Consider the following 17859-nt stretch of genomic DNA (forward strand, 5'->3'; position numbering starts at 1 on the left):
ACCCGTGACAGAAAGGTTCCCATGCTGTCACCGCCCCACAGGAAAGGCCGGGGCCCCGAAGGACCCCGGCCTGCGATCCTGACCGGACACCGAAGGCGGATCTCCCGGCCGACGGTGTCCACACCTCACTTCGAGGTGAGTTTGTTGTACGCCTGCTCCAGGTCCTCGATACCACCGATGGACAGGAACGCCTGCTCCGGATAGTGGTCGAAGTCGCCCTTGCACAGACGGTCGAACGCCTCGATCGTCTCCTTCGGGTCCACGAAGGAACCGTCCTGGCCGGTGAACTGCTTCGCGACGAAGAAGTTCTGGCCCAGGTAACGCTCGATGCGCCGCGCGCGGGAGACCGTCACCTTGTCCTCTTCGGACAGCTCGTCCATACCGAGGATGGCGATGATGTCCTGCAGCTCCTTGTACTTCTGCAGGATCCGCTTGACCTCCTGCGCCACCCGGTAGTGCTCCTCGCCGACGATCGCCGGGTCGAGGATGGTGGAACTGGACGACAGCGGGTCGACCGCCGGGTAGATACCCTTCTGCGAGATCGCACGGGAGAGCTCCGTGGTCGCGTCCAGGTGAGCGAAGGTCGTCGCCGGCGCCGGGTCGGTGTAGTCGTCGGCAGGGACGTAGATCGCCTGCATCGAGGTGATCGACCGGCCCCGCGTCGAGGTGATCCGCTCCTGCAGGTCACCCATCTCGTCGGCCAGCGTCGGCTGGTAGCCGACCGCCGAGGGCATCCGGCCCAGCAGCGTCGAGACCTCCTGGCCGGCCTGGGTGAACCGGAAGATGTTGTCGATGAACAGCAGCACGTCCTGGTTCTGGACGTCGCGGAAGTACTCCGCCATCGTCAGCGCCGACAGCGCCACCCGCATACGGGTGCCGGGCGGCTCGTCCATCTGACCGAACACCAGGGCGGTGTCGTCGAGGACGCCGGACTCGCCCATCTCCACCCAGAGGTCGTTGCCCTCACGGGTGCGCTCACCGACACCGGCGAACACCGAGGTACCACCGAAGTTCTTGGCGACACGGCGGATCATCTCCTGGATGAGCACCGTCTTGCCGACACCGGCACCACCGAACAGGCCGATCTTGCCACCCTGCACGTAAGGGGTGAGCAGGTCGATGACCTTGATACCGGTCTGCAGCATCTCGGTCTTGCCTTCGAGCTGGTCGAAAGCCGGCGGCTTGCGGTGGATCGTCCAGCGCTCGGCGTCCGAGGCGTAGCCCGGCTCGTCCAAGCAGTGGCCGAGGGCGTTGAACACGTGGCCCTTGACGACGTCACCGACCGGAACCGAGATCGCGGACCCCGAGTCGGCGACCGTCGAACCACGAACCAGTCCCTGCGTGGGCTGCATGGAGATCGTGCGCACGACGCTGTCACCCATGTGCTGGGCGACCTCGAAGGTCAGCGTCTTCTTCATGCGCTCGTGGGTGATCTCCGCGGTGAGCGCGTTGTTGAGGTCGGGCACCTGGTCACGCGGAAACTCCACGTCGACGACCGGGCCGAGGACCCGGACGACGCGGCCGGTGCCAGTAGCCGTGCTAGTGGCAGTCGCAGTCATGTCACTCACTTCCTGCTGACGAGAGCGCCTCGACACCACCGACGATCTCGCTGATTTCCTGGGTGATCTGGGCCTGACGGGCCTGGTTGGCCTGACGGCTGAGGTTTTCGACGATCTCGTCCGCATTGTCGGTCGCCGACTTCATGGCGGCCCGGCGAGCGGCGTGGATCGACGCCGCCGCGTCCAGCAACCCAGCGAAAAGCCTGGTGTTGATGTACTTCGGCAGTAGAGCCTCGAACAGCCTCTCGGCGTCCGGCTCGAACTCGTACGCCGGTGAAAGCCCGGCGGCGGGCTCCTCCGAGTATTCGACCTCCAACGGAGCGACCCGGTTGACCGAGGGGCGCTGCGTCAGCATCGAGACGAACTCGGTGTGGACCAGGTGCAGCTCGTCCACACCCAGAATACCGTCCTCACCGGCGTCGTCGGGGTAGTCGTCGGCGCCCGCGAGGAACGCCTTGACCAGGGTCTCGCCGACGTCGGCGGCATTGTCGTACTCCGGACGGTCCGAGAACCCCGCCCAGCTCTTGGCGATCTCCCGGTTGCGGAACCGGTAGTACGCCTCGCCCTTGCGGCCGATGACGTAGAGCACCGGCGTCTTGCCCTCGGAACGCAGCAGACTCTGCAGCTCCTCGGCCTCCCGCAACACGTTCGCGTTGTAGGCGCCGCAGAAGCCGCCGTCGCTGGTCACGACCAAGACCGCGGCTCGCTTCGGCTCAGACCGCTCGGTGAGCAGCGGGTGATCGAGCGTGCTCGCCCCGGCCACCGCCGACATCACCCTGGTGATCTCGTCGGCGTACGGTCGCGACGCCTCCACCCGCGCCTGCGCCTTCATGATGCGCGAGGTCGCGATCAGCTCCTGGGCCTTGGTGATCTTCCGGATCGATTTGACCGACCGGATGCGATTGCGTAGTTCCCGAAGTTGAGCCATGAGTTACCCGGTCACTTCTTCGGGGCGGGACGGTTGACCTTCACGGTCTCCTGACCGACCTGGTCGGCGTCCATCGCCTCGGCCTCGGCCTCCTTCTGCGGTTCCGCGGACCCGCCCTCGGAGGTCGTGAACTGCTTCTTGAACTCGTCGACCGCCGAGACGATGGAGTTCGACGTGTCGTCCGAGAGCTTCTTCGACTCGACGATGTCCTTGAGCGCGGTTTCGTTCGTGCGGCGGAAGTACGCCAGGAACTCGCTCTCGAAACGCTGCACGTCCTCGGTCGGCACCGAGTCGAGGTGCCCCTGGGTCCCGAGGAACAGCGACACGACCTCGTCCTCGACCGGCAGCGGCTCGCCCTGTCCCTGCTTGAGGACCTCCATGAGGCGGGCACCACGGTCGAGCTGGGCCTTCGATGCGGCGTCGAGGTCGGAGGCGAAGGCCGCGAAGGACTCGAGCTCGCGGTACTGCGCGAGGTCCAGACGCAGCGAACCGGAGACCGTCTTCATCGCCTTGATCTGCGCGGAACCACCCACACGCGACACCGAGATACCGACGTCGATGGCGGGGCGCTGTCCGGAGTTGAACAGGTCGGACTGCAGGAAGCATTGACCGTCGGTGATGGAGATGACGTTCGTCGGGATGTAGGCCGACACGTCGTTCGCCTTGGTCTCGATGATCGGCAGGCCCGTCATCGATCCGGCGCCCATCTCGTCGGAGAGCTTCGCACAGCGCTCCAGCAGGCGGGAGTGCAGGTAGAACACGTCGCCCGGGTAGGCCTCACGGCCCGGCGGGCGGCGCAGCAGCAGCGAGATCGCGCGGTAGGCCTCGGCCTGCTTGGTGAGATCGTCGAACACGATCAGGACGTGCTTGCCCTGGTACATCCAGTGCTGGCCGAGGGCCGAACCGGTGTAGGGCGCGAGCCACTTCAGACCCGGTGAGTCCGAGGCGGGGGCGGCGACGATGGTGGTGTACTCCATCGCGCCCGCGGCCTCGAGGGACCGCTTCACGCCGGCGATCGTGGAACCCTTCTGGCCGACCGCGACGTAGACGCAGCGCACCTGCTTGTCCGGGTCACCGCTGTCCCAGTTGGCCTTCTGGTTGATGATCGTGTCGACGGCGACCGTGGTCTTGCCCGTCTTACGGTCACCGATGACCAGCTGACGCTGCCCGCGGCCGATGGGGGTCATCGAGTCGATGGCCTTGATGCCGGTCTGCAGCGGCTCGCCGACGCCCTGACGCTGTACGACCGTGGCGGCCTGCAGCTCCAGTGCACGGTGGTCCTCGCCGACGACGTCGCCGAGGCCGTCGAGGGGCCCGCCCAGCGGGTCGACCACGCGGCCGAGGAACCCGTCGCCCACCGGCACCGAGAGGACCTCACCGGTGCTCTTGACCTCCTGGCCCTCCTCGATGTTGTCGGAGTCGCCGAGGACGACCGCACCGATGGACTGGGCCTCGAGGTTCATCGCGACGCCCTTGACGCCGCCGGGGAACTCCAGCAGTTCCTCGGTCATGGCCGAAGGCAGACCCTCGACATGGGCGATGCCGTCACCGGTATCGGTGACGACGCCGACCTCCTCGCGGCTGACCTCCGGGGAGTAGCTGGAGACGTACTTCTCGATCGCACTGCGGATCTCGTCCGACGAGATCGTCAGCTCCGCCATGTCTCGTTCCTGCTCTCGGTTCGTTCGTGAGAAGTGAGTGTGTTCGCTCGCCTGGGGCTTCGGATCAACCGGCGAGGTCGCGCCGCAGAGCCTGCAGACGCCCGGACGTGCTGCCGTCGATGACCTCGTCACCGACCCGGATCACCAACCCGCCGCCGATCTCGGGGTCCACTTCGAGATGGATCGCGATCGGTCGCGCGTAGATGTGTTGCAGCGTCGTGGCGAGCCGCTGCTGCTGCTCGTCGCTCAGCGGGACCGACGTGACGACGTGCGCCACCGACCGTTCCCGCCGCTTGGCCGACAACTCCGCCAGCTCCTCGAGCCCGTCGCTGACGTGGCCGCGAGGGTGGCTGACCAGCTGCCGAACCAGGCTCTGCGTCACCGGCTCGACCTTGCCGTCGACCAGCTGGTCAACGACCACGGACTTGCCCTCGGCCGAAGCCGTCGGGTCCGACAAGAGACGCTCCAGGTCCGGGTCGGACCCGATGATGCGCCCCAGCCGGAACAGCTCGTCCTCGACTGCGTCCAGTCTGCCCGCCCGCTCGGCCTGCACGAGTAGTGCGGTACGGGCCAGGCGCTCGACGCCGTCGACGAGGTCGCGAGGACCCGACCAGCGAGACCGCACCGCCTCGACGACGACCGGTAGCGCCCTGGTCCCGAGCTTGCCTCCGAACAGCTCGCGAGCCAAGCGTTCCCGGGAACTCGAGTCGGTGGAGGCATCGGCGAGAGCACGCCGCAGCCCGGACTCGCGGCCCAGCACGGCGGCGACCCCGAACAGCTCGTCGGCGAGCCCGGTGATCTCCGCGGGTCCGGCCCCGTCGGTGGCCTGCAGCAACTGCAGCTCGGTGGCTGCCAGTGCTTCCCGACTCGCGGCGTTCACGAGGGTGCTCAACTCTCAGCGCCTTTCACTCGTGGGCGATCGATCGTCTCGACCATCGATCCGGTGCCCGTCTGGTTCGTACTCCGTCAGCTCTGGCTGGAGCCGGATGCCGGTGCTGCCGTCGTCTCGAGGTCGTCGAGGAACCGGTCCACGGTGCCGCGGCGACGGGCCTCGTCCTCGAGGGACTCACCGACGATCCGGTCGGCCAGATTGACTGCCTGCCTGCCGAGGTCGCCGCGGAGTTCGGCGACGATCTGCGCACGCTGCGAGGCCAACTGACTCTGCCCGGCAGCCACGATCCGGTCGGACTCGGTCTGGGCCTGGGTCCGCATCTCCTCGACGATCTGCTGACCTTCGGCGCGGGCGTCGTCGCGAATCCGAGCCGCCTCGGCCCGCGCATCCGCCAGCTGCTCCTTGTACTGCTCGAGGGTGCGCTGCGCCTCGGCCTGGGCCTCTTCGGCGCGGGCGATGCCACCCTCGATCTTCTGGCTGCGCTCTTCGTAGAGCTTCTCGAAGCGCGGCACCGCGTACTTGTTCAGCACCCACAGCAGCAGGAGAAATGCCACGAGGCCGAGGATCAGCTCCGAGGGCATCGGCAGGATCGGGTTGTGCTCGCCTTCGGCGGCCAACACCATCTGCGTGTTCATCACAACGTCTCCCAACGCGTCGAGTACCTAACTCAGGCTGCGGAGGCGATGAAGTAGACGACCAGGCCGATCAGGGCGAGCACCTCGACGAGAACGAACGAGATCCACGCGATGCCCATGAGCTGGCTCTGAGCCTCCGGCTGACGGGCGGTGCCGTTGATGACGGCGGCCCAGATCAGACCCACACCCACACCGGGGCCGATGGCACCGAGGCCGTAGCCGATGGCGGCGAGACCCGGGTTGATGGCACCGGCGGTGTCGGCGGCCTGCGCAAGAACGATGTTGCTCACTCTCAACTACCTTTCACTCGGTCCGCGGGATGCGGATCGGGAGTTCCGTGGGTCTGGACGTCAGTGCTCTTCTGCGAGCGCGCTGCCGATGTAGCTCGCGGACAGCAGCGCGAAGATGTAGGCCTGCAGGACCTGGATCAGTGCCTCGACGAACGTCAGCACGATGGCGAACCCGAAACCGAGCAAGGACACCGGTTTGAGGAACGCGCTCGCCTCCACGAGCAGGTACTGGCCGCCGAGGGTGAACACCAGAAGCATGAGGTGGCCGGCGAACATCGCGGCGAACACTCGGATTGCCAACGCGAACGGGTTGGTCACGAACTTCGAGATGAACTCGATCGGCGCGAGAAGCACGTAGATCGGCTTGGGCACGTTCGGTGGGAACATGATGCCCTTGAGGTAACCGGTGAAGCCGTGCCGCTTGAATCCGATGCCGTGATAAGTGACGTAGACCACGAGCATCAGCGCGATCGGGAACCCGATCTTCGCCATCGTGGGGAACTGCACCAGCGGAATGATCCCGAACAGGTTGTTCACCAGAACGAAGGTGAAAAGCGCGAAGATGAGCGGGATGAAGGGCTTGAACTCCTTCGAACCGATCTGGTCCCGCGCGGTGTTCCGCGAGAAGTCGTAGATCTGCTCCGCGGCGAACTGGCCCTTCGAGGGAACCAACTGCATGTTCCGCGTCGTCACGACGAAGTAGGCACCGATGATCACGACGGACAGTGCCACCAGCAGCATCGGCTTGGTGACCCCACCGAAGATCGGCGGCAAGAAAAAGCTATCGGCACCCGGCGGGACGAACGTCCCGCCTTGAGCCAGCACCAGCGCGCCCAACTGGGCTCCTTCCGGTTCTCCCGGTCGGCGTTCACTCCGCCGGGGGAATCGTCACGATTTGCACTTAACGTACCTGATACCTGTCCGGAGACCCCGGGGGGCCCACCTTAACGTCGAGACCCGGCTCGACCACGCTCCCAGGTACTCGACCGTGCTGTTCAACGGCCTGACCGAGGCAACGTCAAGCGATACTACCAACGAGTAACTTGCGGGTACGGGCACCCGCTCAGATCACCACTCACGATCCGGCCACAGGCACGATCGTGGGAATCTTCGTCTTGCGGAATCCCTGCGCCTCCGCGGCGGTCCACACGAGCACCGTGGCTAGCATCGTCAGCGCCAGCGACATCGGATGCAACGCATCAACCCAGGTCAGCAGGGTCATGACAATCATCAGAACAAGAATCTTGCCCGTGTAACCGCCGAGTGCGACCGCCATCATCGCCATCGGGTGCATGCCCCGCGACCACTTGATGAGCCCGATCGTGGCCATCGAGGAAGCGGTCGCGACCGCGCCGCCCACCAGCGCACCGAGCACGCCCGACAGACCGACGACCAACCCGGCGACGACTGTGGCGATCCCCACAGTGGCGATTCCCGGCCACAACGCGGTGCGGAGCATCGTGTCGGCGAGACGCCGCATCGCGGCCGCGTGCTCACCCTCCGGCTCAGCCTGCGGCGCGGAGGTACTCGCGATCGGCTCGGCGGCCGGTGGGGACGGATCGTGGGCTCGACTCATCAGACTTCTCGATCAGCAGGAGCGCTCCGCGCTCGAAGACGGGGTACGAGCGAAACGATACCCGCCACCAGCACTCCCAGGCCGATGACACAGGCCACGGTCACCGGGTTCTCGAACAAAGTCAGCGAGACCGCACCGAACGCGAGCACCGCCGCCCACAGATAGATCAGCATCACCGCGCGACGCTGCGAGTGGCCGATCTCCAACAGCCGGTGGTGGAGATGCATCTTGTCCGCATGGAAGGGGCTCTTACCGGCCCGAGTACGGCGCACCACGGCCATGATGAGGTCCAACAGCGGCACGAACAGCACCGCCGCCACCACCAGCAGCGGCGAGAGCAGCGCCAGCGCGTCCCGGCCGCCGAAGCGCGTGAAGTCCATCTTGCCTGCGGCCGTGGTGCTCGCCGTCGCCAACATCAAGCCGATCAACATGGACCCCGAGTCGCCCATGAAGATCTTCGCCGGTTGGAAGTTGTACGGCAGGAAACCCAGACACGCACCGGCGATCGTCGCCGCGATGAGCGCAGGCGGATATGCATTGACGTCGCCGCCCTGGCTGCTCAGCAACCCCAGACAGAACACGCACGTGGCACTCGCCGCGATCAGGCCGATGCCCGAGGCCAACCCGTCGAGGCCGTCGACGAAGTTCATCGCGTTGATCATCGTGACGACGAGCAACACGGTCAGCAACTGCCCCTGCGTGCTGTTCAACGACAGCAGCGAACCCACCGAGTTCGGGTCGTCGCCCCACGGCACCCAGAACAGGAACCACTGCACACCCAGCAGCACCAGAATCCCCGCTGCGGTGACCTGACCGGCGAGCTTCGTCAGCGAATCGAGCTCGAACCGGTCGTCGAGTGCTCCCACCAGGACGATCAGCCCACCGGCGAGCACCACGGCGATCGCGTCGGAGGAATAGTCGAAGCTGCGCGAGAGCACCGGCAGGTTGTTCGCCAGGAACATCCCGCCGAGCACGCCGCCGTACATGGCGACCCCACCCATACGCGGGATCGGTGTCAGATGAACGTCCCGCTGCCTCGGATAGGCGACCGCACCGATCCGGATCGCCACCAGGCGAACCAGACCGGTCAGCAGGAACGTCACGGCCGCCGCGCTCAACGCGACGAGCATGTACTCGCGAACCGGAAGTCCGGCAGGTGCCCAGGTCGGATCCACGGCGCGTCACCCGCGCGGAGGCCGGAGCGACCGGCCGGACGCGTGCTCGCACCCTGGCAACGACATGCTCACGCTCGGCGCTCCTCGTCGTGATGGATGGCGCGAAGACTCACTCCGCCTCTCGGTCGGCCACGCTATCGCCGGGCCGAACCCGCGCCACGCACCGGTCCACAGCAGCATTTTCGCCACGAACACCCGCCCGCCATGCTAGCCCGTTGCCGGTTCGGGCCGGGTGTGACAGGAAGGGAACCTTTCTGTCACCCGTGCGCGGAAGGTTCCCTTCCTGTCACACCGATACCGGAGTCGAGCCGCTACGCGATGTCGACCTCGATGCCGAGCACCTCGTTGATCTCGCCGACGGTGACCGCGCCCTCGCGCAGCACGCGCGGCTGCGCGGCGGTCAGATCGACGATCGTGGAGGCCACCGGCTCACCGGTCGGGCCACCGTCGAGGTAGACCGACACGCTGCTGCCGAGCTGATCGCGCGCGGAGAGAACGGTCTCGGGCGGCGGGTTCCCGGTGCGGTTGGCACTGGAGACCGCCATCGGCCCCACCTCACGCAGCAGGTCGAGCGCGACCGGGTGCAGCGGCATCCGCAGGTTCACCGTGCCGCCGGTGTCGCCGAGATCCCAGCTCAACGACGGTGCTTGCGGCAGCACCAGCGACAGTCCGCCCGGCCAGAAGGATTCCACGAGAGCGCGCGCCTGCTTCGACACCGACAGCACGAGCCCATCCACTGTGGACCAGGAACCGACCAGGACCGGGACCGGCATCGACCGGGAGCGTCCCTTCGCCGCGAGCAGCGCCCCCACCCCGTCGGAGTCGAACGCGTTCGCGCCGATCCCGTACACGGTGTCCGTGGGAAGAACCACGAGTCCGCCTGCGCGCACGGTGTTCGCGGCGGCGGTCAACCCGGCCGAGCGGCGGTCCGGGTCGGTGCAGTCGTAGAGGGAGCTCACTCCCCGATCCTGGCACGTCGGCTCCACACCCGTGTCAGTGGTGCCCTCCGCCCGCCCGCGGGAATACCCTCGAGCCGGGTTCGCGTCCACAGCGGACCCGCACGGCACTGGGGCCACCACGTCCCCGTTGCGCACCGGCGACGAACAGGAGAGCAGATGCCCCACCCCGCCGAGGGCGTCGAGGTCGAACACGCGGAGTTCCCCGCGGGGAAGATCCGCCACTATCGCAGCGGCGACGGTGGGCCCGCGATCGTGCTGTTGCACGGCGGTGGGTTCGACAACGCGATGGTGACCTGGCGGCACACGATCCCGATGCTGGCCGAAGACCACCGGGTGTTCCTGTTCGACCTCCCCGGACAAGGTGGCAGCAGACCGTGGCACGGGCGCGCCGACCAGCGCACTCTCGAGGAGGTGGTGCGGTGGATGTTCGACGTGTGGGGACTCGACGACGCCGTGCTCGTCGGGCATTCCATCGGCGGGAGCGTTGCCGCCGGATTCACGCTCCGGCATCCGCGACGCGTTCACGGACTCGTGCTCGTCGACTCCGCGGGTTTTCAGACCCGCATGCCTCGGCACCTGCCCACGTACCTGGCCGTGCGGTCCGGGCTCGGGACTCTCGCGACGAAGGTGTTGGGCCGCAACCGAGCGTTCACAGGTGCGGTGCTCGCCCGGTCGATCCTGACCGGCGGTGCGACGGTGCCGGACCTCGGTTCGCTGGTCGACGAGGTGAAGGACGAGGCGCGTCAGCGGCAGTCGGTTTTTCCGGACTGGTTGGATTCGGCGATCACCCGCAAGGGACTGTCGGTGAACCATCTGCCTCGGGCCGATCGGATCCACTGCCCCACGCTCGTTCTGCACGGTGAGCAGGATGCGGTGACGTCACCGGCGTCCGCGCGAGAGGCGGCGGGAGCGATCGCAGGCTCGAGGCTGCGAGCCATCGAAGGAGCCGGCCACTGGCCGGCGCGGGAACGGCCCACCGAGTTCAACGCCGCGCTGCGGAAGTTCGTCAACGAGCTACAGGGCGACGCAGGCGCCGACGAACCGGAGACCTCATGAGTTCCACGGACATATCCGAACGGTATTTGCGTTTCGCGGAGGAAGCGGCGGGGAGCTCACCGCTGTACGCGACACTCGCCCGCGCGGTCGCCGACGACGCACTCCTCTGCGAGTCGATCTCCGCACTGCCGGAACGCTGCCACCAGCCGAACCTCCTTTTCGCCGCCGTCCAGTACGTAACCGGCTCGGCACCGGCCAGCGGCACCGATCTCTCCGCACGGACGTCCGTGCACTGGGACGACATCAGCGCCACCATGCGCAGCCGCTACACCCAGACGAACGAGGCCAATCGGTGCTCAGCCCTGCTGTTCGGCCTGCACGACCTGCCCGGGCCGCTCGCTGTGGTCGAAGTCGGTGCGAGCGCCGGACTGTGCCTTCAGCTCGACCGCTACACCTATCGATACACCGGAGCCGACCTCGCCACCCTCGGCACCGGGCCGTGCCCGCTCACCTGCGAGCTCCAGCCTGGTGCGCGAGCGCCGCAACGGATCCCGGACATCGTATGGCGGGCCGGCCTCGACCAGAACCCGCTCGACGTGACCGACCAGGACGACGTGCGCTGGCTCCGAAGCCTCGTGTGGCCCGGCATGCAGACACGGCTCGAACGACTCGACTCGGCGATCCGGGTGGCGCGGACGGCGCCACCCCGGATCGATCGAGGCGATCTGGTCCAGGACCTGCCCGCGCTGCTCGACGAGGTGCCCGAGGGGACGACACCGGTCGTGCTGCACTCGGCCGTCCTCGCCTACGTCGACGCAGGCACGGTACGAGACTTCCTCGACGTCGTGGAGCAGGCAGGGGCCGTCCGTGTCGGCATCGAATCCCGGAAGGCCAGTCCCGCGCTCGCCGACCACGCGGGATCGGAATCGGCGAACTTCACCTGGGGCTCGTTCGTCCTCGACCGCGACGGCTGCGTCCTCGCCCACTGCGAGTCGTACGGCTCCTGGCTGGCCCCGGTCGAGTCGTGACAGTAAGGGAACTTTCCTGTCACCGGTGACAGGAAAGTTCCCTTACTGTCACCCCAGGTCGGCTCGGCGAGCTGTCGCGAACCGCGGGCGGCCCGCCAGATCCGTGTGGTCCTGCACCGAGTCGAGCACCTTCCGCGCGGTGAGCAGCGCCGGCACCGAACCGCCGTGTGTGTCATCGTGCTCGACCGCGACCCCACCACCCGGCTTGAGCAACCGAGCCGCGCACCCGACGACGTGCCGAACCACATCCAGCCCGTCCCGACCGCCGAACACGGCGTCATGAGGGTCGTGCGCCCGCACTTCCGGGGGCACCGGGGTGCCCTCAGGCACGTACGGCGGATTGCACACCACGAGGTCGACGAGACCTTCCCACTCCATGAGCAGCATTGAGTCGGCGACGTCGCCCGAGTACAGGCTGATCGGTGTTTCCCCTGCCTGCGCCTGCGCGTCGGCGTTACGCCTCGCCCACGCCAACGCTCCCGAGTCGCGTTCCACTGCATGCACCGCCGCGTCCGGACGTGCTTTCGCGACGGCCAACGCGAGCGCCCCGGATCCCGTGCAGAGATCGACTACCACCGGCGAGTCCACGCCCTCGAGAGTCGCCAAGCCCCATGCCAGCAGCAGTTCCGTCTCCGGCCGCGGCACGAACACCCCCGGGCCGACGGCGAGGCTCACGTCCCCGATCGACGACGTGCCCGTCAGATGCTGCAACGGAACCCGGGTCGCACGACGCCGCACGAGATCGTTGAGTGCCTCGACAACCGCTGGGTCGACCAGGGGAACCATCATGAGCTTCGTGCGTTCGACCCCGAGCAAATGCGCGGCGAGCAGTTCAGCGTCCGTACGGGGGCTCGGCACACCGGCGACGGACAGCACGCGTTCCGCGTCCAGGATGGCCAAACGAAGTGGGTGTCGACTCACGGGGAAAGCTTAAAGCGATCATCGCCCGCTTCGCGCGCAGCTCCGGCGAATGCGAGTAAGGGAACTTTCCGCGCACCGGTGACAGAAAAGTTCCCTTACTGTCACGCGCGGATGGCGGCTGTGGTCGGGCACGTACGGCGACGGTTGTTCCGCTGCCCACGCAGACCGGCAAGCGGCGGGTTCTCACCTCGTGGCTGACGAGGACAGCGTCGAGGTTTGGAGTCGGTGCTACCTCAGGTCGACGATCCCGCAGCCAGCCGCGGAACCACCCAAGAAGATCAATTCGCGCACCCTCAGGCGTCGGAGCCGAGGCGCTCCTCGCGGTCGGCGGTGATCAAGGCGCCGAGAACAGCGTCGAGATCACCGTCAAGGACCTGATCGAGGTTATAGGCCTTGAAGTTGATCCGATGATCAGAGATGCGGTTCTCCGGGAAGTTGTAGGTGCGCACCCGCTCCGAACGGTCCACCGTCCGCACCTGGCTACGCCGAGTCTCGGCCGCCTCGCGCTGCGCCTCTTCGTCGGCCATCGCTTGCAGCCGCGCCTGCAGCACCCGAATCGCGCGGAGCTTGTTCTGCAACTGCGACTTCTCGTTCTGGCACGACACGACCACACCGGTCGGCACGTGCGTGATCCGCACCGCCGAGTCCGTGGTGTTGACGCTTTGCCCGCCCGGCCCCGATGAGCGGTACACGTCGATGCGAAGGTCCTTCTCGTCGACCTCGACCTCGACATCCTCGGTCTCCGGATACACCATCACACCGGCCGCCGAGGTGTGCACTCGTCCCTGGGACTCGGTCACCGGGACTCGCTGCACCCGGTGAACACCGCCCTCGAACTTCAGTTTCGACCAGACACCGTCCGGCGAGGTGCTCCCCGCAGCCCCCTTCACCGAGACCGTCACATCCTTGAATCCGCCGAGGTCGGAGTCGGTGGCGTCGAGAACCTCGGCCCGCCACCCCTGACGCTCGGCGAACCGGAGGTACATGCGCAGTAAGTCGCCCGCGAACAGGGCCGACTCTTCGCCGCCTTCACCGGACTTGACCTCCAGCACCACGTCGGAGGCGTCGTTGGAGTCGCGGGGCAGCAACAACTCGGTCAGCTTCGCTTCGAGCCCGGGAATCGTCTCCGCCAGGGTGTCGATCTCGGCCTCGAAGGAACGGTCCTCGGAGACCAGTTCCCGCGCCGCCGCGAGATCGGATCGTGCTTGGTTCAGTTCGCGGGCGACCCGCACCACCGGAGTCAACTCGGCGTAGCGGCGGCCGAGTTTGCGTGCGTTGGCCTGGTCGGCATGCACGTCGGGGTCGGCGAGCCGCTGCTCCAGCTCGACGTACTCCGCGAGCACGCCCTCGACCTTCGACGTTTCCACCGTCACCTGAACTCCCCGAACTTCGACCGACCGGAACGACGAACGGCGCCCGCCCCGCGGGAACCGCGGCACGGGCGCCGTGAAGTCAACTACTTGGCGGCGTTCTTGTTTCGCCGGCCGTACCGGGCCTCGAACCGCGCGACGCGGCCACCGGTGTCCAGGATCTTCTGCTTACCCGTGTAGAACGGGTGGCAGTTCGAGCACACCTCGACGGCCATCTGGCCGCCCTTCTGGGTGCTCCGCGTGGTGAACGTGTTCCCGCAACCGCAGTTCACGGTGGTGTCCACGTACTCGGGGTGGATTCCGCTCTTCAAGGTGGTGTCCTCTCGTCATGGTGCCGGGTCCCCGTCGTGTCGCGACACGGCGGAGTGAACCGGCACCGAACTCAGCCGCTCCATTCTGCCAGAGCTGAGCTGTTGACCTGCAACACAGGGGGCCGCGTTCCGGTCCAGGGTGCCGGTCGCCGCGATGCTGCGACCATCCGGCGCGCCAAGCCCACCGTCCGGCGACAAAGGGCTGTGCGAACACGTCGCGCCCCAGCATGATCTATGCGTGCTTCTGTGCCCTGCCCTGGGAAAGCTCAGGCTTACTGGATGGCTCGCGCTGCCGGTGTTGTTCCTGTTCAGCGTCGCCGGTGTGGCCGCTGCTCTGTTCGCCGGAACAGGCTCCGACAATGTCGCACTGTCGACGCCGCTGCTGTTCGGATGCGCAGTGGCGGTGACACTGTTGACCAGTGGAAACGTTGCCTGGCGTCGCGCCCGGTGGAAACACGCGACGACGGGCACCTACGTGCTGACTCTGCTGATGGGGGCACTCACCCTGGACGGCCTTCAGCTGCCCGTACCGGAGACGCTCGCAGTCGGCGCCGTCGGCATCGCCGCCCTCGGTCTTCTCCTCTTCCGCAACCGGTCGCGCGGCCCCTGCCCCGCGCGGAAGGTGACAGTAAGGGAACTTTCCTGTCACCGGTGACAGGAAAGTTCCCTTACTGTCACGCCCGGTTTGAGGCTGTGGCAGCCACAGTGGGCCGAGGGCTGTGCCGCCGGTCTAGGCAGACCGGAACCCGGGGGACTCACCTCGTGGCTGGCGAGGGCAGCGGCGACGTGATGGAGGAGTGCTGCCTGCGGTCGACGATCCCGGAGCCGGCCGCGAGGTGAGGTTCCGCCACTACACCCACCCACCCAGAGCGACCACATCCTCTTACTGTCATCCGGGCACGAGAAAGGGCCGCCCCTTGCGGAACGGCCCTTTCGTGGGTGTGGTCGAGGTCAGTCCTCGTCCTTGCCCGGGGTGGTCTTGGCGACCTGCATGAGGAACTCGATGTTCGTCTGCTGCTTACGCAGACGGTTCTGCAGGAGTTCCAGCGCCTGCTGGGCATCAAGGGCCGACAGGACGCGGCGCAGCTTGTGCGTCACGGCCAGCTCGTCCGGCGACAACAGCAGCTCATCCTTCCGGGTGCTCGAGGCGTCGACGTCGACGGCCGGGAACATCCGCTTGTCGGCGAGCTTGCGGTCCAGCTTGAGCTCGGAGTTGCCGGTGCCCTTGAACTCCTCGAAGATCACCGTGTCCATCGTCGACCCGGTCTCGACCAGCGCCGTGGCGAAGATCGTCAACGAGCCGCCGTTCTCGATGTTGCGGGCGGCACCGAGGAACCGCTTCGGCGGATACAGCGCGGTGGAGTCCACACCGCCCGACAGGATCCGTCCCGACGCCGGCGCCGCCAGGTTATAGGCACGCCCCAGACGGGTGATCGAGTCGAGCAGCACGACCACGTCGTGTCCCATCTCCACGAGCCGCTTGGCACGTTCGATGGACAGTTCCGCCACGGTCGTGTGGTCTGCCGGGGGCCGGTCGAAGGTGGAGGCGATGACCTCACCCTTCACCGACCGCTGCATGTCGGTGACCTCTTCCGGGCGTTCGTCGGCGAGCACGACCATCAGGTGACACTCGGGGTTGTTCGTGGTGATCGCATTGGCGATCGCCTGCAGCACCATCGTCTTACCGGCCTTCGGCGGCGAGACGATCAGCGCACGCTGCCCCTTCCCCACCGGCATGACGAGGTCGATGATCCGACCCGTGAGGTTGTTCGGATCGTGTTCCAGCCGCAGCCGCTCGTTCGGGTACAGCGGCGTCAGCTTGTGGAACTCGTTGCGGCTCTTCGACTCCTCCGGCTCGAGACCGTTGATGGAGTCCACCCGCACCAGCGGGTTGAACTTCTGCCGCTGCTGCTCACCTTCCCGGTGCTGCTTGATGACGCCCTTGATGGCATCGCCGCGGCGCAGACCGTACTTGCGGACCAGCGACAACGACACATACACGTCGTTCGGCCCCGCGAGGTAGCCGGACGTGCGCACGAACGCGTAGTTCTCCAGCACGTCGAGGATGCCGGCGACGGGCAACAGCACGTCGTCGTCCCGAACCTCTGGCTCACCGCCCTCACCACGGCCACGGTTGCGCCGACGGTCCCGGTAACGGCGACCGCGCCGGCGACCACCGTCGTCGTCGGCGTCGTTCTGCTGGTTGTCCGGGCGGTTGTCCTGGCGGTTGTTGCCGTCCTGGCGACCACCCCGACCACCGTCGGAACCGTCGTTCTGGTCGGCGTTGCCCGAACCGGAACCGCCACGACCACGCCTGCGGCGGTTCCCCCGGCGGTTGTCGTCCCCGTCCCCGTCCCCGGGCTGACGACGGGAACGACCACGCTGCTGACCGGAGCCATTGCTTCCCGAGGTGTCCTCCGAGCCGCCGTCCGGGGCGGTCTTCTTCGTCTCCTCGGTCCCCGGGGCCTTCGACTCCTTCACCGCAGCCGGTGCCTCCGACGAAACCGTCGAGGCCTCCTGGCGAGCGGTGTCGTCCTTCTTGGAAGCGCTGGCCTTCGGTGCCGCGCCGCCCTGCCGTTCCTTGATGGCGGCGATGAGGTCACCCTTACGCAGTCCGCTGGTGTCGATCCCCAGTTCCCCGGCAAGCTGCCGCAGCTCCGCGAGGACCATCCCGGACAGGCCCCCGCGCCGACGTGGTGTTCCGTTGGCCCCGGATTCCGGCGCCGAGTGCGCCGACTCGGATTCCGGCTGACCCGCAGAGGAGACGCCGCTGGCGTTCTCGCTGCTCAACAATTCGGTGTTGCTCACGAATGTCCTTCCTGACCGGCTCGCGCCTCCTCACGCGAACCAGCGGATTGCCCGCCCGACGGGATTCGCGGGCGGCCTGTGTGCGGCTACCGGCTCTCGCACCTTTCGACGCCCACGCACAGCGTGGCTCGATCGGTGTCGACACTGGCCCGGTGAGGGCCGGTACTCCCGGGCGGTGGCGTAACCCGGCTCGCATGATTCCGTCGATGCCACCGGCGCGAAACCACTTCTCGTGCTGCCATGCGCGAGTCGCGCTTCACGTGCGACGCATCCACCCCGATCCACACTCGTCGATGCACGCCTTTGCTACCGCCGCTGTCCCGGAGTCGTCCACTCGACAGGCCGTGACACGCCGGGGATGTCCCGACTTTCGGGTGCGCGAGATCGCAGGGCGGCCGTGTCCGGTTGCCCGTTCAAGATCATGAAACATCTCCAGGAGGGCCATGCGGGAACATGACGTGAACTTGGAGTCCGCACCCCGACGTCAGCACGGGACGAACCGTCGACGTCGTCGACGTGATCTTCGTCCGAGTCGACAACTCCTACCTCGGTCACCGCAGTCCGGGTACCCGCCGGTATTGATCTCCGCTCGTGCGGAGCGGGGAACACGTTCACTGGCGAGAGATGCGTCGTGGGCGTTGACATCCCGTGACGGCACCGGCGCCCGTGCGCGCGGTGACTGATTGACCATGAGGGTAGACGCCCTATGACTCAGGTGCAACAACCCTCGAACGGTGTGGCACGACCCCA

At 67.0% G+C, this 17859-nt stretch carries 17 protein-coding genes; 3 read left to right on the forward strand and 14 right to left on the reverse strand.

Annotated features, from left to right (window positions below; genetic code table 11):
* Positions 1-125 precede the first annotated feature (125 nt).
* From atpD to GIY23_RS18120, 10 genes are all read right to left on the reverse strand, one after another.
* Positions 126-1559: a F0F1 ATP synthase subunit beta gene (gene atpD / locus GIY23_RS18075; RefSeq protein ID WP_154077750.1), complete on the reverse strand. Its 1434-nt coding sequence runs from the start codon at positions 1557-1559 to the stop codon at positions 126-128.
* A 1-nt stretch (position 1560) separates the two neighbouring features.
* Entirely contained in the window at positions 1561-2487 is a 927-nt protein-coding gene (locus GIY23_RS18080) for a F0F1 ATP synthase subunit gamma (protein WP_154077751.1), read from the reverse strand.
* An 11-nt stretch (positions 2488-2498) separates the two neighbouring features.
* The gene (gene atpA / locus GIY23_RS18085; RefSeq protein ID WP_154077752.1) at positions 2499-4148 is read right to left on the reverse strand and encodes a F0F1 ATP synthase subunit alpha; all 1650 of its coding nucleotides are present in this window, start codon (positions 4146-4148) and stop codon (positions 2499-2501) included.
* Positions 4149-4212: 64 nt separating this feature from the next.
* On the reverse strand, positions 4213-5040 hold the full coding sequence (locus tag GIY23_RS18090; protein ID WP_154077753.1) for a F0F1 ATP synthase subunit delta: 828 nt from the start codon (positions 5038-5040) through the stop codon (positions 4213-4215).
* Positions 5041-5114: 74 nt separating this feature from the next.
* Positions 5115-5675, reverse strand: coding sequence for a F0F1 ATP synthase subunit B (locus GIY23_RS18095; RefSeq protein WP_154077754.1), 561 nt, complete (start codon positions 5673-5675; stop codon positions 5115-5117).
* 32 nt (positions 5676-5707) lie between these two features.
* The gene (locus tag GIY23_RS18100; RefSeq protein ID WP_154077755.1) at positions 5708-5965 is read right to left on the reverse strand and encodes an ATP synthase subunit c family protein; all 258 of its coding nucleotides are present in this window, start codon (positions 5963-5965) and stop codon (positions 5708-5710) included.
* Between the two features lie 60 nt (positions 5966-6025).
* Positions 6026-6802 (reverse strand): F0F1 ATP synthase subunit A, encoded by a 777-nt coding sequence (atpB, locus tag GIY23_RS18105; RefSeq protein ID WP_154077756.1) that lies wholly within the window; start codon positions 6800-6802, stop codon positions 6026-6028.
* A 238-nt stretch (positions 6803-7040) separates the two neighbouring features.
* Entirely contained in the window at positions 7041-7541 is a 501-nt protein-coding gene (locus GIY23_RS18110) for a hypothetical protein (RefSeq protein ID WP_228717370.1), read from the reverse strand.
* Positions 7541-8671, reverse strand: a complete 1131-nt coding sequence (locus tag GIY23_RS18115) for a glycosyltransferase family 4 protein (RefSeq protein WP_187352188.1) — start codon at positions 8669-8671, stop codon at positions 7541-7543. Before GIY23_RS18115 ends, GIY23_RS18110 begins: the two co-directional genes overlap by 1 nt.
* Positions 8672-9027: 356 nt before the next feature.
* Positions 9028-9675, reverse strand: coding sequence for an L-threonylcarbamoyladenylate synthase (locus tag GIY23_RS18120; RefSeq protein WP_154077758.1), 648 nt, complete (start codon positions 9673-9675; stop codon positions 9028-9030).
* 156 nt (positions 9676-9831) lie between these two features.
* On the opposite strand from GIY23_RS18120, the gene GIY23_RS18125 reads away from it, so the two are divergent.
* Positions 9832-10731: an alpha/beta fold hydrolase gene (locus GIY23_RS18125; protein ID WP_154077759.1), complete on the forward strand. Its 900-nt coding sequence runs from the start codon at positions 9832-9834 to the stop codon at positions 10729-10731.
* A complete protein-coding gene (locus GIY23_RS18130) occupies positions 10728-11699 on the forward strand; it encodes a DUF2332 domain-containing protein (protein WP_154077760.1) in 972 nt (323 codons plus the stop codon). Before GIY23_RS18125 ends, GIY23_RS18130 begins: the two co-directional genes overlap by 4 nt.
* A 48-nt stretch (positions 11700-11747) precedes the next feature.
* Here GIY23_RS18130 and prmC read toward each other — a convergent pair whose 3' ends face one another.
* From prmC to rpmE, 3 genes are all read right to left on the reverse strand, one after another.
* Positions 11748-12620 (reverse strand): peptide chain release factor N(5)-glutamine methyltransferase, encoded by an 873-nt coding sequence (gene prmC / locus GIY23_RS18135; protein WP_154077761.1) that lies wholly within the window; start codon positions 12618-12620, stop codon positions 11748-11750.
* Positions 12621-12913: 293 nt separating this feature from the next.
* The gene (gene prfA / locus GIY23_RS18140) at positions 12914-13987 is read right to left on the reverse strand and encodes a peptide chain release factor 1 (protein WP_154078952.1); all 1074 of its coding nucleotides are present in this window, start codon (positions 13985-13987) and stop codon (positions 12914-12916) included.
* An 89-nt stretch (positions 13988-14076) separates the two neighbouring features.
* Positions 14077-14301, reverse strand: coding sequence for a 50S ribosomal protein L31 (rpmE, locus tag GIY23_RS18145; protein WP_154077762.1), 225 nt, complete (start codon positions 14299-14301; stop codon positions 14077-14079).
* A gap of 139 nt (positions 14302-14440) precedes the next feature.
* On the opposite strand from rpmE, the gene GIY23_RS18150 reads away from it, so the two are divergent.
* Positions 14441-14956 (forward strand): hypothetical protein, encoded by a 516-nt coding sequence (locus GIY23_RS18150; protein WP_154077763.1) that lies wholly within the window; start codon positions 14441-14443, stop codon positions 14954-14956.
* 296 nt (positions 14957-15252) lie between these two features.
* On the opposite strand, the gene rho is transcribed toward GIY23_RS18150, so the two are convergent.
* The gene (gene rho, locus GIY23_RS18155; RefSeq protein WP_154077764.1) at positions 15253-17109 is read right to left on the reverse strand and encodes a transcription termination factor Rho; all 1857 of its coding nucleotides are present in this window, start codon (positions 17107-17109) and stop codon (positions 15253-15255) included.
* Between the last annotated feature and the right edge of the window lie 750 nt (positions 17110-17859).

It is taken from the genome of Allosaccharopolyspora coralli, from assembly GCF_009664835.1.
Taxonomy (GTDB): domain Bacteria; phylum Actinomycetota; class Actinomycetes; order Mycobacteriales; family Pseudonocardiaceae; genus Allosaccharopolyspora; species Allosaccharopolyspora coralli.

Bases quoted from the DNA above. Each gene is read 5' to 3' on its own strand.
- GIY23_RS18115 (WP_187352188.1), bottom strand. From the start codon at position 8,671: ATGCTCGTCGCGTTGAGCGCGGCGGCCGTGACGTTCCTGCTGACCGGT.
- GIY23_RS18080 (WP_154077751.1), bottom strand. From the start codon at position 2,487: ATGGCTCAACTTCGGGAACTACGCAATCGCATCCGGTCGGTCAAATCG.
- atpA (WP_154077752.1), bottom strand. From the start codon at position 4,148: ATGGCGGAGCTGACGATCTCGTCGGACGAGATCCGCAGTGCGATCGAG.
- GIY23_RS18125 (WP_154077759.1), top strand. From the start codon at position 9,832: ATGCCCCACCCCGCCGAGGGCGTCGAGGTCGAACACGCGGAGTTCCCC.
- atpD (WP_154077750.1), bottom strand. From the start codon at position 1,559: ATGACTGCGACTGCCACTAGCACGGCTACTGGCACCGGCCGCGTCGTC.
- GIY23_RS18110 (WP_228717370.1), bottom strand. From the start codon at position 7,541: ATGAGTCGAGCCCACGATCCGTCCCCACCGGCCGCCGAGCCGATCGCG.
- GIY23_RS18095 (WP_154077754.1), bottom strand. From the start codon at position 5,675: ATGAACACGCAGATGGTGTTGGCCGCCGAAGGCGAGCACAACCCGATC.
- GIY23_RS18130 (WP_154077760.1), top strand. From the start codon at position 10,728: ATGAGTTCCACGGACATATCCGAACGGTATTTGCGTTTCGCGGAGGAA.